The 14,835-nt window shown below is 67.3% G+C and carries 12 protein-coding genes; 2 read left to right on the plus strand and 10 right to left on the minus strand.

Annotated features, from left to right (window positions below; all coding sequences use genetic code 11):
- Nucleotide 1 precedes the first annotated feature (1 nt).
- The 10 genes from flgK to F804_RS0101435 form a co-directional block, all read right to left on the minus strand.
- Nucleotides 2-1,417 (minus strand): flagellar hook-associated protein FlgK, encoded by a 1,416-nt coding sequence (flgK, locus tag F804_RS0101390; RefSeq protein WP_022705955.1) that lies wholly within the window; start codon nucleotides 1,415-1,417, stop codon nucleotides 2-4.
- Nucleotides 1,418-1,442: 25 nt separating this feature from the next.
- Nucleotides 1,443-2,744 (minus strand): flagellar hook protein FlgE, encoded by a 1,302-nt coding sequence (locus F804_RS0101395; RefSeq protein ID WP_022705956.1) that lies wholly within the window; start codon nucleotides 2,742-2,744, stop codon nucleotides 1,443-1,445.
- An 84-nt stretch (nucleotides 2,745-2,828) separates the two neighbouring features.
- Entirely contained in the window at nucleotides 2,829-3,599 is a 771-nt protein-coding gene (locus F804_RS0101400; RefSeq protein ID WP_022705957.1) for an OmpA/MotB family protein, read from the minus strand.
- Nucleotides 3,600-3,683: 84 nt separating this feature from the next.
- Nucleotides 3,684-4,898, minus strand: a complete 1,215-nt coding sequence (locus tag F804_RS0101405) for a phenylacetate--CoA ligase family protein (protein ID WP_022705958.1) — start codon at nucleotides 4,896-4,898, stop codon at nucleotides 3,684-3,686.
- 11 nt (nucleotides 4,899-4,909) lie between these two features.
- The gene (locus F804_RS0101410) at nucleotides 4,910-5,731 is read right to left on the minus strand and encodes an ABC transporter ATP-binding protein (RefSeq protein ID WP_022705959.1); all 822 of its coding nucleotides are present in this window, start codon (nucleotides 5,729-5,731) and stop codon (nucleotides 4,910-4,912) included.
- Between the two features lie 56 nt (nucleotides 5,732-5,787).
- Nucleotides 5,788-7,071, minus strand: coding sequence for an ABC transporter substrate-binding protein (locus F804_RS0101415; protein ID WP_022705960.1), 1,284 nt, complete (start codon nucleotides 7,069-7,071; stop codon nucleotides 5,788-5,790).
- Nucleotides 7,072-7,128: 57 nt separating this feature from the next.
- Nucleotides 7,129-8,205 carry a branched-chain amino acid ABC transporter permease gene (locus F804_RS0101420; RefSeq protein ID WP_022705961.1) on the minus strand — a complete coding sequence of 359 codons (1,077 nt, stop codon included), beginning with the start codon at nucleotides 8,203-8,205 and terminating at the stop codon, nucleotides 7,129-7,131.
- A gap of 46 nt (nucleotides 8,206-8,251) precedes the next feature.
- Nucleotides 8,252-9,238, minus strand: a complete 987-nt coding sequence (locus F804_RS0101425; protein ID WP_028725479.1) for a branched-chain amino acid ABC transporter permease — start codon at nucleotides 9,236-9,238, stop codon at nucleotides 8,252-8,254.
- 30 nt (nucleotides 9,239-9,268) lie between these two features.
- Nucleotides 9,269-10,087, minus strand: coding sequence for an ABC transporter ATP-binding protein (locus F804_RS0101430; RefSeq protein WP_022705963.1), 819 nt, complete (start codon nucleotides 10,085-10,087; stop codon nucleotides 9,269-9,271).
- Nucleotides 10,084-12,060, minus strand: a complete 1,977-nt coding sequence (locus F804_RS0101435; RefSeq protein ID WP_022705964.1) for an AMP-binding protein — start codon at nucleotides 12,058-12,060, stop codon at nucleotides 10,084-10,086. Before F804_RS0101435 ends, F804_RS0101430 begins: the two co-directional genes overlap by 4 nt.
- A 176-nt stretch (nucleotides 12,061-12,236) precedes the next feature.
- On the opposite strand from F804_RS0101435, the gene F804_RS0101440 reads away from it, so the two are divergent.
- Both F804_RS0101440 and F804_RS0101445 read left to right on the plus strand, forming a co-directional pair.
- Nucleotides 12,237-14,135, plus strand: coding sequence for a PAS-domain containing protein (locus F804_RS0101440; protein WP_022705965.1), 1,899 nt, complete (start codon nucleotides 12,237-12,239; stop codon nucleotides 14,133-14,135).
- Nucleotides 14,132-14,833 carry a response regulator transcription factor gene (locus F804_RS0101445; RefSeq protein ID WP_022705966.1) on the plus strand — a complete coding sequence of 234 codons (702 nt, stop codon included), beginning with the start codon at nucleotides 14,132-14,134 and terminating at the stop codon, nucleotides 14,831-14,833. The genes F804_RS0101440 and F804_RS0101445 overlap by 4 nt, the downstream gene beginning before the upstream one ends.
- Nucleotides 14,834-14,835 lie beyond the last annotated feature (2 nt).

Below are 14,835 nucleotides of genomic sequence, written 5' to 3' on the forward strand. Positions count from 1 at the left end.
GTCACATCCTCAGGATCTGGTCGAGCATTTCGTCGATGGCCACGAGGACGCGGGCATTGGCGGCATAGCTCTGTTCGTATTGAAGCAGTTTCTGCATTTCGGCATCGGTATCGACCCCATCGGCCAGCAGGCTGCCCGAGATCGTCTCGACCCGGCTCTGCCGGATCGCGAGATCGCCCTCGGCCTCGATCCGGCGGGTCGAGACGCGGGCCTCGACCGTGCCGAAGCGATCGGCCAGCGTCGCCCGCCCCGACAGGCCAGCGCTGCCTGCGGGATCTGCGGCATCCTCCAGCGCGGCGATCATGCCGCCGATGCGGCTGCCATCGCCTGCCGCATTTGCCGGACCGCCCCCGAAGCCGTCGCGCAGCCACGCCGGATTTCCGCTGGCACGCGTGTCCGCCAGCGGGTTCAGCGCGATCCGGCCCGCGATCCCGACCGGATCGCCGCCGATCGGATCGACGAAGACCTCGTCGCCATTCGCCGCCTGCAACCGGTCGCGCAGGTCCATCGCCAGCGCATCCAGTTCGGTCTGCATCTGGGGGGCAAGCTGGTCGCGGATCTCGAACTGCGCCGACAGCGAGCCGCCCGCGAACAGCTTCATCTGGCCCTCTTCCAGCGGCTTGCCGTTGAAGGTCGGAAGGTTCAGCCCTGCGCCCAACGACTGGTCCGCCGTGACCTGACCGTCGCCCTGGAAGCCGAAGGTGGCGGGCAGGTTCCCGTCCAGCAGCACCGCACCGCCTGCCGTGAACAATGCGACCTTGCCGCCCTCGCGCGCGACCTCCTGCACGGGAACGATCCCCGCGATGCGATCGATTGCCACCTGCCGTTCGTCCCGCAGGGTCGAGGCGTCGGTCCCGTCGGCGTCCAGCGCCGCGATGCGCGTGTTCAGATAGGCCACCCGCGCAAGGGACGCGTTCAGCGTCTCGATATCGGCGGCGATCGCGGTCTGCGCGGCCCCGCGCGCGGCCTGCACGGCATCCGATGCGCCGTTCAGCCGCCCCGCCAGGGCTGAGGCCGCGCTGGCCAGCTGGGTCAGCCGGATCTCGTCATCCGGGCGTGTCGCGGCCGAGGCCAGCGCCGTCTGGAAATCGCTCAGCGCGGTGCTCAGGGCCGCAGGCTCTCCGGGCAGGCCGATGCGGGTTTCCATCGCGCCCTGAAAGGCCGAGATGACGCGCGCCTCGTTGCTGGCCGAGGACGCGATCCGGCTTTCGTTCAGCAGGGTCGCGTTCACGATCCGCGCGATGCCGTCCACGCGCACCCCGCCCGCGCCGCCCTGCGTCTGCGCGCTGACGACGGTCTCGCGCCGGGCATAGCCGGGCGTCATGGCGTTGGCCAGGTTGGCGGCCACCGTCTCGGTTCCACGTGCGGTGGCGGTCAAACCCGACATCGCGCTGGAAATGGCCTGTGCAATGCTCATCCCGTATCTCCTGCGCGGGTTGCGGTCAGCGTTTGATGTTCGTGGTTTCCTGCAGCATCTCGTCCACGGTCTGGATGATCTTCGCGTTCGAGGAATAGGCCCGCTGCGTGGTGATCAGATAGGTCAGTTCCTGCGCGATATCCGTGGTCGAGCTTTCGCGTGCATAGCCGGTGATCGTGCCGGTCGGCCCGTCGCCGCTGTCCCACAGGTAGAAGCCGCCGGATTCGGGCGATGCGACGAACGCCTGTCCTTCCTGCGCCACCAGCCCATTGAGGTTCGGCACATCCACGACCGGCACCTTGTAGAGCGACTTGACCGCGCCGGTGTCATAGGTCGCCATCAGGAAGCCCTGCTCGTCCAGTTCGACATTCACCAGCTTGCCCACGGGCGATCCGTTCTTCGCGATGTTCGAGGGCGAGAACCCTGCCGCCAACTGCTTCAGCCCGCCGCTGCTGGTCGGGGTACCGACGAACAGGTCGATCTGGCCGCCGCCGACCGTCAGCGGGATCGTCCCCGAAGCCGCGTCGTATGCCGCGCCCGAGGTCGCGACGACCGACTGGATCGCCCCGCCATTCGCCTGGCTGGAATCGAAGGTGACGGTGAAGGTCGCGATCGGGTTGGTGGCGGACTGGCTGTCGTCGATCTCGACGGTCCAGGTGTTCGACATGCCGTCGGGATTGGACTGGACGGGGGTGAAGCGGATGTCCAGCGACTCGGTCGTGCCGAGATTGCCGAAATACTCGACCCTCAGCGGAAGGGCGGCAGTGCTGCCATCGGGGCGGGTCTCGGTCGCGGGCAGGTTCAGGCCCAGGGACACCTCGGTCGTCGGGTCGCCGACGGGCGTGTTCGCGTCGATGCGGATCGGCTGCAGCGTCGCTGCCGTGTCGCGCGACACGGCCCCGGTATCGCCATCCGCGGTCGTGGGCCATCCCATCAGCACCAGCCCGTTCGCGGTCCGCAGGACCCCGTTCGCATCGGGCGCGAAGGATCCCGTGCGCGTCATCATCATGCCGAGCGTGCCGCCATTGGTCACGTCCGTGATACTGGTCACGGGCAGCATGCCCCGCCCCGACATCGCAAGATCCAGCGCGCTGGAGGATGTGACGATCGCGCCCTCCTGGTCGACGATGCGCTGCGTGCTGGCCCTGACGCCGCCCGCCGTGTACAGGCCCGCGCCGCTGCCCACGACCATCGAGTCGAATTCGGTCGTGACCCGCTTGTAGCCGAAGGTGGAGGCATTCGCGATATTGTCGGAAATCGTTCCCAGGCGGGACGAGTTCGCCGACAGGCCCGCGACGCTGGCATTCATGGCAGAGGACATGGACATGGACGGCAATCCTTATGAAACGCTGTTGCCGTCAGCTTGCCGTCCAAGATTCAAGATTCGGTTAATCCCGGGGCGTCCGCAGGTTCATCTCAGTAAAATCACCTCGATCCGGTTGTTGCCGGGGTCCATCGGGTTCGACGACCGGTTCCGCCGGTCGGCATAGCCGGTGACCCGCTCGAACCGGTCGGGATCGAAGCCGCGCCCCTCCATCAGGTTGCGCATCGCGTGCGCACGCGCGTCCGACAGCGCCCAGACGGGCGACGCGACAAGCATCTCGGGATAGGAGCGGACATGCCCCGCCACCCCCAGCTGGTTGCGCGTATGGTCCAGCACCCGCGACAGAACGCCCGCCAGCGCCATCAGCGTGGGCGTGGGCTGGGCCGTATCCTCGATGAACAGTGGCGCGGCGGTCAGGTCGCCGACCTCGATCACCAGCCCCTCGTCGGTCATGCGGGTCACGACATGCTTCAGCAGGTTCGTCATCTGCATGGATTCAGCGCCCGTTCCGGTCAGCGCATCCTGCACCGCCTTCGCCGTCTCCTCGAAATCGCCCGCCTTCTCGCTGTCGGGCAGCGGGGCCTCGATCGCGTGGCGCACGCCGTGTTCGGTCCCCTCGCCCGAGATGCCGCTGCCCGCGCCCGGCGTCTTCGTCACCGAGGGTGAGAAATACTGCGCCAGCCCGTTGCGCTGTTCCTCGGTCGTGGCGTTCAGCAGCCACATCAGCAGGAAGAAGGCCATCATCGCCGTCACGAAATCGGCATAGGCCACCTTCCATGCGCCGCCGTGATGGCCCGCCTCGGGCGCGCCGTCGACGCGCTTGATGATGATGGGCGACGCTTTCCGTCCCGCAGCCATGACACACCCCGATCTGATCCGATGCCCCAGATTGGCCGAAGGGCCGCATCACGCAAGGCGGTCGGTCAAATGCCCCGCATTCGGTCAGTCGTAGTTGCGCCGATCCTCGATGACGCGCCCGTCATTGGGCAGGCTGCCGGGGGCCATCAGCTGGACCTGGCCGCGCAGCTTCAGCGTGTCCATGATCGTGGCGTCGTAATCGCCCCCCTGCGCGGCGGTCTCGAGCTGCACGGTCATCACGTCCATCTCTCCTTGCCGGTCGGCGATGACGCGGGCGCGCGCGATCTCGGGATGGCGGGCGACAAGCGCCGCGACCTGCTCGGGGCGCACGAACATGCCCTTGATCTTGGTCGTCTGGTCGGCGCGACCCATCCACCCCTTGATGCGCATGTTGGTCCGCCCGCAGGGGCTGTCGCCCGGCATCACCGCCGACAGATCGCCCGTCGCGAAGCGGATAAGCGGATAGTCGGGGTTCAGCGTCGTGACCACGACCTCGCCCACCTCGCCATCGGGGACGGGATCGCCGGTGCCGGGGCGCACGATCTCGACGATGACGCCTTCGTCCACGATCATCCCCTCGAGCGCCTCGGATTCGTAGGCGATATTGCCCAGATCCGCCGTGGCATAGCATTGCCGCGTGACGATCCCCCGGTCCGCGTAAAGCTCGCGCAGCGACGGGAACAGCGCACCGCCCCCGACCACGGCACGGGTGAAGGACAGCCGTTCGTTCATCTGGTCGGCACGGTCCAGGATCACCTTCAGGAAATCGGGCGTGCCCGCATAGCAGGTCGTTCCGATATCGACGGCGGCGCGGACCTGCAGCTCGGTCTGGCCGACGCCCGCGGGCAGGACCGCGGCATCGACGGCACGCGCGCCGCTCTCGAACATCATGCCGGCGGGCGTCAGGTGATATCCGAAGCAGTTCTGCACGATGTCGCCGCGCCCCACGCCCGATGCGTGCAGGAACCGGCCCAGCCGCCACCAGTCGCCGTCGCGCCTGCCCGGTTCATAGATGGGGCCGGGGCTCTGGAAGACATGGTCGAATTCCGACGGCAGCCGCGTGGTGAAGCCGCCGAAGGGGGGCTGGCGCTTCTGCGCGGCCGACAGCTCGGACTTGCGGATGACCGGCAGGCGGGCCAGCGCGTCGCGATCCGTCACCTTGGCCGGATCGACATCGCGCAGCAGCCGTGCAAGCGCCGGAGCGGTCCTGGCACGCCCGATGGCGGCCGGCAAAACGGTCGCAAGGGCCTCGGCCCGTGCCGCATGGTCACGGGTCTCCTGGTCGTCGTAATGGCTCATGGCTTCGTCCTTCAGGCCAGCCAGCGCTTGCGCCGGCGATAGCTGCGCACGTCGCGGAAGGACTTTCGCCCTTCGTCCGACATGCCCAGGTAGAATTCCTTGACGTCGGGGTTCTCGCGCAGCTGGGCGGCGGGGCCGTCCATGACGATGCGCCCGTTTTCCAGGATGTATCCGTAATGGGCGTATCGCAGCGCGACGTTGGTATTCTGCTCGGCCAGAAGGAAGGTCGTCCCCTCGCCTTCGTTCACGGCCTTCACGATCTCGAAGATCTGCTCGACCAGCTGCGGGGCCAGCCCCATCGAGGGCTCGTCCAGCAGGATCATCTCGGGGCGCGACATCAGCGCGCGACCCATCGCGCACATCTGCTGTTCCCCGCCCGAGGTGTATCCCGCCTGGCTGCGCCGCCTTTCGCGCAGGCGCGGGAAATAGTCGTAGACCATCTCCAGATCCCGCTTGACCGCCGCCGCCCCGTCGCTGCGGGTATAGGCGCCGGTCAGCAGGTTCTCCTCGACGGTCAGGTGCTCGAAGCAGTGGCGGCCCTCCATCACCTGGATGACGCCGCGCTTGACCAGCGCCGCCGGGTTCAGGTCGGACACGCGATCCCCGCGATAGCTGATCGACCCCTTCGTCACTTCGCCGCGTTCGCTGGCCAGAAGGTTCGAGATGGCCTTGAGCGTGGTCGTCTTGCCCGCCCCGTTGCCGCCCAGCAGCGCGGTGATCCCGCCCTTGGGGACCGACAGGCTGACGCCCTTCAGCACCAGGATGACGTGGTTGTAGATGACCTCGACGTTGTTCACCTCGAGCAGGCTCTCTTGTGGTTCGGCGTCGAACATGGGCGTCCCTTTCCCGCGTGGCGGGCCGGCGGATCGACCGCCGGCCCGGTGTCGCATCAGTTGCAGCGCGGCTCGATGCCGGCTTCCTGGGCATAGGCGGTGCTGTCCTCGTCGATCAGCGGCTGCAGGATCTCGGCATCGGGTTCGATCCAGTCGGTGATCAGGCTCCATTCGCCCGCGCCCGCATCCCATTGCTGGATGCGCGCAAGGCCCGCCCCGCCGTGGTTGTCGCAGCTCAGCGCGATGGGCTGGCCGAAATCGGGCAGGCCCAGCTCGGCCATGCGCTCGGGGGTGATCTCCAGCGCCTCGAAGCCGTCGCGCAGCTGCGCGCCGTCGATCTCGGGGGTGCCGGCAAGTTCCTGCGCCTTGGCGATGGCCTCGGCGATCACGAGTGCCGCATAGACGCCGCGGGAATAGATCACGTTGCCCATCTGGTCGCCCGCGCCCGCGGCCTTGCCCGCGTCGATCACATGCGTCCGCAGATCGTCATAGAGAGGATAGTCCTGCCCCACGCCGTGGAAGGTCAGCGACTTGTAGCCGTCGGCCCCCGCGCCCGCAGGCGTCACGTCGTTCTCGGACCCCGACCACCAGATGCCGATGAACTTGTCCATCGGAAAGCGGATGTTCACGGCCTCCTGGATGGCGACCTGGTTCATGACGCCCCAGGCATACATGATGACGTAATCCGGCTTCTCGCGGCGGATCTGCAACCATTGCGACTTCTGTTCCTGGCCGGGCGCGTCGACCGGGATCTCCAGCAGGTCGAAGCCGTGCTTCTCGGACAGGCCCTGCAGGGTGCGGATCGGTTCCTTGCCATAGGCGCTGTTGTGATAGACCAGCGCGATTTTCTTGCCGGACAGATCGCCGCCTTCCTGGTCCAGGATGTGGCTGACCGCGACCGAGGCCCCGTCCCAGTAGTTCGCGGGCGCGTTGAAGACCCATTCGAACACCTCGCCGTTCTTGGCCGAGGTCCGCCCGTAGCCCGGCGTGTACAGCACGATGTCATCGACCGAGACCTTCGGGATTAGCTGGTAGGTGATGCCCGTGGACAGGGGGTTCAGCACGAGCGGGTCCTGCGATTTCAGCGACTCGTAGCACTCGACCCCCTTCTCGGTGTTGTAGGCCGTCTCGCATTCGGGGACCTGGATCAGCTGCCCGCCGATGCCGCCGTCGCGTTCGTTCAGCAGCGTGAAGTAATCCGCGAACCCGTCGGCATAAGGGATGCCGTTCGCCGCATAGGGCCCGGTGCGATAGGACATGTTCGGCACCACCAGGTCGGCCATGACCGGGCTTGCGGCCATCAGCATCGCGGCGGCCAGTGCGGGGACAGTCGTCTTCATCGGTTTTCTCCTCCCAGAGATGTTCTGCCGGTTGCCCGGTCTTCGAAGGCGGTCGGTTCAGTGCGGGAACGGCCAGAGACGCAGCTTCTCCTTGGCCAGCTGCCACAGCCGCGCAAGGCCGTGGGGTTCGACGATGAGGAAGGTCACGATCAGCGCCCCCACCACCATCAGCTCGATATGGGCGGCAAGGTCGGTGGGCCATCCGAAGCCGCCGACCAGCGTGTTCTTCAGCAGCACCGGCAGCAGCACCAGGAATGCCGCGCCCGCGAAGCTGCCGAAGATGCTGCCCAGCCCCCCGATGATGATCATGAACAGCACGAGGAAGCTCTTGTTGATGCCGAAGGCCTCTCCGACCTCGGCCGCGCCCAGGTAGACGGCGAACAAGAGCGCGCCCGCGATGCCGATGAAGAAGCTGCTGACCGCGAAGGCCGACAGTTTCGCGGCCAGGGGGTTCACGCCGATGATCTCGGCGGCGATGTCCATGTCGCGGATGGCCATCCACTTGCGCCCGATGGTGCCGCGCGTCAGGTTCCGCGCGACCCATGCCAGCGCCACCACGAAGACGAGGCAGGTCAGGTATTTCGCGGGCGCCGTCGCCGTCGGACCGGTCACCGCGATATCCAGGACCGTGCGCGTCGGGGCCGTGATTTGCCCAGAGGCCGAGTTGTTGTAGAACCACGGCACCTTGTTGAACAGCCACACCAGGAAGAACTGCGCGGCCAGCGTCGCCACCGCAAGATAGAAGCCCTTGATGCGCAGGCTGGGCAGGCCGAACAGCACGCCGACCCCCGCGGTGATCCCACCCGCCAGCAGGATGTGGATCATGACGCTGATGTCGGGGAATGCCGTCATCAGCTTGTAGACCGCATAGGCGCCGACGGCCATGAAGCCGCCGGTCCCCAGGCTGACCTGGCCTGCATACCCGGTCAGGATGTTCAGCCCCAGTGCCGCGATCGCATAGATCAGGAACGGCACGAAGACCGCGTTCGCCCAGTAGTCGTCGATGACGAAGGGAAGCACCCCGAAGGCCACCGCCAGCACCGCGTAATATCCCCAGCGGTCCAGCCGGATCGGGAAGGTCTGCCCGTCCGAGCGGTAGCTCGTCTTGAAGTCGCCAGCCTCGCGATAGATCATGCCGATGCCCCTTCGATCATCCGGGTTTCGTTGATGTCAGCCATTGTCACACCCGCTCGATGATGCGTTCGCCGAACAGGCCCTGCGGACGGAAGACCAGGAACAGCAGTGCCAGCACATAGGCGAACCAGTTCTCGGTCGCGCCGCCGACCATGGGGCCGATCAGGAACTCGAACAGCTTCTCGCCCACGCCGATGATCAGCCCGCCGACGATGGCGCCGGGGATCGAGGTGAAGCCCCCCAGCATCAGCACCGGCAGCGCCTTGAGCGCGATCAGCGACAGGCTGAACTGCACCCCCGACTTGGTGCCCCACATGATGCCCGCGACCAGTGCCACGAAGCCCGCGATGGACCAGACCATCACCCAGATGAAGCGCAGGCTGATGCCGACCGACAGCGCGGCCTGGTGGTCGTCGGCCACCGCCCGCATCGCGCGCCCCTGCTTGGTGTATTGCGAGAAGGCGACCAGCGCCGCGACCAGCGCCGCCGCGATGACCGTGGCCCAGATGTCCAGCCGGTCGATGAAGAAGCCATAGCCGAACCAGTTCGCGGTCGTGGACTCGATGGCGTCGGAAATGCCCTGCGGCAGCCCTACGTCCAGCGTCTTGATGTCCGCGCCCCACATCACGTCGCCCAGGCCTTCCAGGAAATAGGCAAGCCCGATCGTCGCCATGAACAGGATGATGGGTTCCTGGCCCACCAGATGCTTCAGGACCAGCTTCTCGATCAGGAAGGCCAGAAGCACCATGACGCCCGCGGTCAGCGCGATGGCGAGGACCGCGGGAACGGTCCAGCCGAAATGGTGCAGGCTGGTGCCGAAGGCCGCGTTGATCAGGTGGGCGAAGGGGATCTGCCCCTGCTGGATGCCCACCAGCGTCAGCGCCGCGAACAGCGCCAGCACCCCTTGGGCATAGTTGAACACCCCCGAGGCCTTGAAGATCAGAACGAAGCCCAGCGCCACCAGCGCGTACATGACGCCGGTCATCAACCCGTTCAGGAAGACTTCTCCGGCAAAGATAAGCTGGTCCATCAGATGCGTCCTTTCGGGGCCGGGAAGAAGCGGTCAGTCATGGGCCACCCCCAGATAGGCGTCGATGACGTCCTGGTTGTTGCGCACCTCGTCGGGGGTGCCGTCGCCGATCTTGCGGCCGTAATCCATGACGACCACGCGGTCGGACAGGTCCATCACCACGCCCATGTCGTGTTCGATCAGGCAGATCGTGGTGCCGAACTCGTCGTTCACGTCCAGGATGAAGCGGGACATGTCCTCCTTCTCCTCGACATTCATGCCGGCCATCGGCTCGTCCAGCAGCAGAAGCTGCGGTTCGGCGGCCAGCGCGCGGGCCAGCTCGACCCGCTTCTTCAGGCCATAGGGCAGCCGCCCAACCGGCGTCTTGCGGATGTTCTGGATCTCGAGGAAGTCGATGATCTTCTCGACCGCCTCGCGATGCTCGATCTCCTCGCGCTCGGCGCGGCCCCACCACATCGCCTGCGACAGGAAGCCCGACTTCATGCGGTTCAGGCGCCCGGTCATGATGTTGTCCAGAACGCTCATCCCGTCGAACAGGGCGATGTTCTGGAAGGTGCGGGCAATGCCCAGCCGCGCCACCTGGTAGGGCTTCATCGGCCCCCGGCGATAGCCCTTGAACCAGACCTCGCCTTCCTGGGGGACATAGAACCCCGAGATGACGTTCAGCATCGAGGACTTGCCCGCCCCGTTCGGGCCGATGATCGCGCGGATCTCGCCCTGGCGGATGTCGAAGCTGATGTCCTTGATCGCCACCACGCCGCCGAAGCGCAGGGTGATGTTGCGCAGGTCCATGACGGTCCCGCCGATGCGGCGGCCGTCCTCGGTCACGTATTCGTCGGTCATGCTGTTCATTCCGCCGCCACCTTCCGTGCGCTGGCCTGACCGAAGACGGGAACGTCCTCGATCCGCAGCACGGCCTTGATGCTGCCCTTGCGGCCGTCCTCGTAGGTGACCTCGGTTTCGGTGCGGACCTCGGTGCTGCCGTCATAGAGCGCGTCGACCAGGTCGTGGAACTTCTCGTTGATGACGGCGCGACGGACCTTGCGGGTGCGCGTCATCTCTCCGTCGTCGGGGTCCAGTTCCTTGTGCAGGATCAGGAAGCGGTGGATCTGGCAGCCCGACAGCATCGGGTCGTCGGCCACGGAGCGGTTCACCGCCTCGACATGCTCGCGCAGCGTCGCATAGACCTGCGGATGGCCCGCCAGTTCCTGGTAGCTGGCATAGGCGATGTTGTTGCGTTCCGCCCAGTTGCCCACCGCCGTCAGGTCGATGTTCAGCATCGCCGTGCAGAAGTCGCGCCCGTTGCCGATCACCACCGCCTCGAGGATCGCCGGATAGAACTTCAGCTTGTTCTCGACATATTTGGGCGCGAACATCGACCCGTCGGCCATCTTGCCCACGTCCTTGGCGCGGTCGATGATCCGCAGATGGCCGCTGCCTTCCTCGAAGAAGCCCGCATCGCCCGTCGCGACCCAGCCCTGCGCATCCTTGGTCGATGCGGTGCTGTCGGGGTTGTCGAAATATTCGACGAAGGTGCCGGGGCTGCGATAGAAGACCTCTCCGCTGTCCGCGATGCGGACCTCGACGCCGGGGCTGGGCACGCCGACCGTATCGGAGCGCACCTGCCCGTCGGGCTGCTGGGTGATGAAGACCGATGCCTCGGTCTGGCCATAGAGCTGCTTCAGGTTGATCCCGAGGCTGCGGTAGAAATCGAAGATCTCGGGGCCGATCGCCTCGCCCGCGGTGTAACCCACGCGGATGCGGCTGTAGCCCAAGGTGTTCTTCAGCGGTCCGAAGACCAGCAGGTTCCCCAGCCCGTAGGCGATGCGGTCGCCGATCCCCACCCGCTGCCCGTCCAGAAGCTGCGGCCCCACGCGGCGGGCGACCTTCATGAAGCGTTCGAACATGGCGCGCTTCAGGCGGCCCGCATCCTCCATGCGGATCATCACGCTGGTCAGCTGCCCCTCGAAGACGCGGGGCGGCGCGAAGAAATAGGTCGGGCCGATCTCGCGCAGGTCGGTCATCATCGTGTGCGCCCCTTCGGGGCAGTTCACGGTGAAGCCGCACCACATGGCCTGCCCCATCGAGAAGATGAAATCGCCCACCCATGCCATCGGCAGATAGGCGACGATCTCCTCTCTCCGGTCCAGCCGGTCGAAATCGGCGCTGTTCTTCGCGGTCTCGATGATGTTGCGGTTGGACAGGACCACGCCCTTGGGCTTGCCCGTCGTCCCGCTGGTATAGAGCATGACGCAGGTCGCGTCGTAATCCAGCGCCGCGATGCGCGCGTCCAGTTCGCCCTGCAGGCGCTGCTTCGCGGCCCGGCCCTCGGCCTGGACATCGGCCAGCGCGTTCATCCGCGAATGGTCGTATTTCCGCATGCCCCGCTTGTCGGTATAGAGGATCTGCTCGATCCCCTCGACGGTGCGGGCGACCTCGAGGACCTTGTCCACCTGTTCCTGGTCGCCGCAGATGACGAAGCGCGCGCGGCAATGGCCCAGCACATAGGCCATCTCCTCGGCGACGGCATCCTGATACAGCGGAACGGGCACGGCGCCGCACATCTGCGCCGCGACCATGCCCCAGTAATGCGCGGGCCGGTTGCGACCGATGATGGCGACATGATCGCCCGGACGCAGCCCCAGCCCCAGCAGCCCCAGTGCCAGGGCGCGGATCTCGTCGGCGGCCTCGGACCAGGTCCAGCTCTGCCAGATGCCGTATTCCTTCTCGCGATAGGCCGGCCTGTGGCCGAAGCGGGCCACGTTCCGCGCCAGAAGCGCGGGTATGGAACGCAATTCGCCCGCAGGCGCCTGGCTTTCCGTCATGTCTCCTCCCTCGGTGCGCGGAACGCGCCTGTCGCCACGGGCCTCCCCTGCCCATGACGACGTTCCGCCACTGTCTGCAGCAATCATTGCCGCAGTTTTTCGGAATTCCAACGAAATGTTACGGCGCTTCCGCAGCCTGTCGGGGGGTGCTAACCCTTGGATCGGGGGGGACGGACATGACGCGAAGGGACCTGCGCGACCCGCTGACGATGGCCAGCATCGACAGCGACCTGGTCGCATCCGGGCTGAACATGATCGGACAGGCGCTGTCGATCTTCGACGACGACCTGCGGCTGCGCGTGGGCAACATGCAGTACCAGCGCATGTTCGGCCTGCCGCCCAAGCTGACCCGCCCCGGCGCCAGCTTCGAGGACACGATCCGCTTCCTGGTGCTGCGCGGCGAATACGGGCCGCAGGACGATCCCGACGATGCCGTGGCGTTCCGCGTGGCGCAGGCCCGCACCTTCCAGCCGCATTACTTCGAGCGCCGCCGCGCCGACGGGCGCTGGATCGCGGTCGAGGGGGCGCCCCTGTCGCAGGGCGGCTGGGTCACCGTCTATACCGACATCACGCATATCAAGGAACAGGAACGCCTGCTGCGCGCGCGTTCCGACGCGCTGTCCAACCAGGTGCTTCTGAACGCGGAGCGGCTGGCGGCGGCCAACCGCGAACTGGCCGCCACCAACGCGGCCCTGTCCGAGGCGCAGCGCGTCCTGACCCGCACCGAGGCCCGCACCCGGCAGGTGACCCAGATGGTCCCCGCCCATATTGCGCATATGGACGCGAATTTCCGCTATACCTTCTCGAACCGCAGGCTGGCCGCGATCTTTCCGGGTGCCGCGAAGGACATCGTGGGGCTGACGCTGGAACAGGCCCTGGGGCGGGAAACCTGCGCGACGCTGCTGCCCTACATGGCCCGCGCGCTGGAAGGCGACGCGCAGGTCTTCGAGATCACGCATCCCGGATCGGGGCGGCGCATCCGCATCGCGCTGACGCCCGACCATGACGGGCATGGCGTCTATATCCTGTCCACCGACGTCTCGGCCGAGGTTCAGGCCCGCGAGGCGCTGGCCCATGCGGGCAAGCGCACGCTGGCCGCGCAGATGACGGCGGGCATGGCGCATGATTTCGGGAACCTGCTGACGATCATTCTGGGGCTGCAGGGGCGGCTGGCGGCGCGCGACCTGCCCCCCGACGCGCAGGACGACGTGCAGGGCACGCTGGCCGCCGCCCGCCGCGGGGCGGCGCTGCTGGACCGGCTGGCGCGCATCTCGGGGCCGCGCGACCCGGTGCAGGAACCCGCCGACCCCGCCGCCCTGCTGACCGAGGTGGCGCAGCTGGCCCGCCCCGCCCTGTCCGAGGGGGCCGAGCTGCGGCTGATCCTGGACCTGCCCCCCGGCAAGCAGATGCTGGACGCGGGCGCGCTGCAGGACGCGGTGCTGAACCTGATCCTGAACGCCGATGCCGCGATGCCCGGCGGTGGCAGGATCACGCTGGACGCGCATCGCACGGGCGACTGGCTGTCGATCGAGGTCGCGGACCAGGGCACGGGCTTCGCCCCCGAGGCGCTGTCCCGCGCGACCGAGCCGTTCTTCACCACCAAGAAGGGCCAGGGGTCGGGGCTGGGGCTGTCGATGGTCTATGACATGGCCAAGCTGTCGGGCGGCACGCTGCGCATCGGCAACGACCCCTCGGGCGGCGCACGCGTCGTGCTGCGGCTGCCCTGGCGGCCCGTGGCGCCCCGCATGATCCTGCTGGTCGAGGACGACGACCAGATCCGCGCACAGGTCCGCGACCAGCTGACCTCGCTCGGGCATTCCGTGATCGAGGCCGCCAGCCTGTCCGAGGCCCGCGCCCTGTCCGACCTGCCGGGCCTCGATGCGGTGCTGACCGACATCCAACTGGGCGACGGGCTGGGGCTGGACCTTGCGGGCGCGCGCCCGATGGTCGCCATGACATCGCTGCCGCCCGGCCACCCGCTGCGCGAGGGCGCGGATTGCGCCGTCCTGACCAAGCCCTTCACCACCGCGCGGCTGGCCGCGACCCTTCTTCACGCCATACCGGATGCCCCATGACCGACACGCCGCTGATCGCCATCCTGGACGACGAACCCGAGATCCGCCGCCTTCTGTCGCAGGCGCTGGAGCAGTCGGGCTTCCGCACGCAGTCCTTTTCCCGCGCGACCGAGTTCGAGGCCGCCCTGCGCCGCATCACCCCCGATGCCTGCCTGATCGACCTGGGCCTGCCCGATCGCGACGGGCTGGCGCTGGTGCACCGTCTGGCCAGCGAATCCGGGGCGGCGATCATCATCATCTCGGGGCGGGCGCAGGTGCAGGACCGCGTCACGGGGCTGGAACTGGGCGCGGACGATTACATCATCAAGCCCTTCGAACCCGCCGAGGTGGTGGCCCGCATCCGTGCCCGCCTGCGCCGCCCCGCCCGTGACGCGACCGCCCGCGCGCAGACCCTGCGCTTCGCGGGCTGGACCGCCGATTTCGACCGCTACGTGCTGATGTCGCCGGACGGCGTCGAGACCCCCCTCAGCCATGCCGAGGCCGAGGTGCTGCGGCTGTTCACCGACAACCCCCGCCGCCTGATCACGCGGGCGCAGATGCTGGAGACGCTTGGGGGTGCGGCGGGCGACAGCTTCGACCGGGCGATGGACGTGCGGATCTCTCGGCTGCGCACCAAGCTGGGCGAGGATCCGAAGAACCCGCGCCTGATCAAGACGATCTATGGCGCGGGCTACATCTTTCTTGCGGAACTGGACTGACG

The sequence above is a fragment of the Paracoccus zeaxanthinifaciens ATCC 21588 genome, assembly GCF_000420145.1.
GTDB classification, from domain to species: Bacteria; Pseudomonadota; Alphaproteobacteria; order Rhodobacterales; family Rhodobacteraceae; genus Paracoccus; species Paracoccus zeaxanthinifaciens.

What these genes read in the sequence shown, in the direction of transcription:
- flgK (WP_022705955.1), bottom strand. Translation starts at nt 1,417, where the DNA reads ATGAGCATTGCACAGGCCATTTCCAGCGCGATGTCGGGTTTGACCGCC.
- F804_RS0101395 (WP_022705956.1), bottom strand. Translation starts at nt 2,744, where the DNA reads ATGTCCATGTCCTCTGCCATGAATGCCAGCGTCGCGGGCCTGTCGGCG.
- F804_RS0101400 (WP_022705957.1), bottom strand. Translation starts at nt 3,599, where the DNA reads ATGGCTGCGGGACGGAAAGCGTCGCCCATCATCATCAAGCGCGTCGAC.
- F804_RS0101405 (WP_022705958.1), bottom strand. Translation starts at nt 4,898, where the DNA reads ATGAGCCATTACGACGACCAGGAGACCCGTGACCATGCGGCACGGGCC.
- F804_RS0101410 (WP_022705959.1), bottom strand. Translation starts at nt 5,731, where the DNA reads ATGTTCGACGCCGAACCACAAGAGAGCCTGCTCGAGGTGAACAACGTC.
- F804_RS0101415 (WP_022705960.1), bottom strand. Translation starts at nt 7,071, where the DNA reads ATGAAGACGACTGTCCCCGCACTGGCCGCCGCGATGCTGATGGCCGCA.
- F804_RS0101420 (WP_022705961.1), bottom strand. Translation starts at nt 8,205, where the DNA reads ATGATCTATCGCGAGGCTGGCGACTTCAAGACGAGCTACCGCTCGGAC.
- F804_RS0101430 (WP_022705963.1), bottom strand. Translation starts at nt 10,087, where the DNA reads ATGAACAGCATGACCGACGAATACGTGACCGAGGACGGCCGCCGCATC.
- F804_RS0101435 (WP_022705964.1), bottom strand. Translation starts at nt 12,060, where the DNA reads ATGACGGAAAGCCAGGCGCCTGCGGGCGAATTGCGTTCCATACCCGCG.
- F804_RS0101440 (WP_022705965.1), top strand. Translation starts at nt 12,237, where the DNA reads ATGACGCGAAGGGACCTGCGCGACCCGCTGACGATGGCCAGCATCGAC.
- F804_RS0101445 (WP_022705966.1), top strand. Translation starts at nt 14,132, where the DNA reads ATGACCGACACGCCGCTGATCGCCATCCTGGACGACGAACCCGAGATC.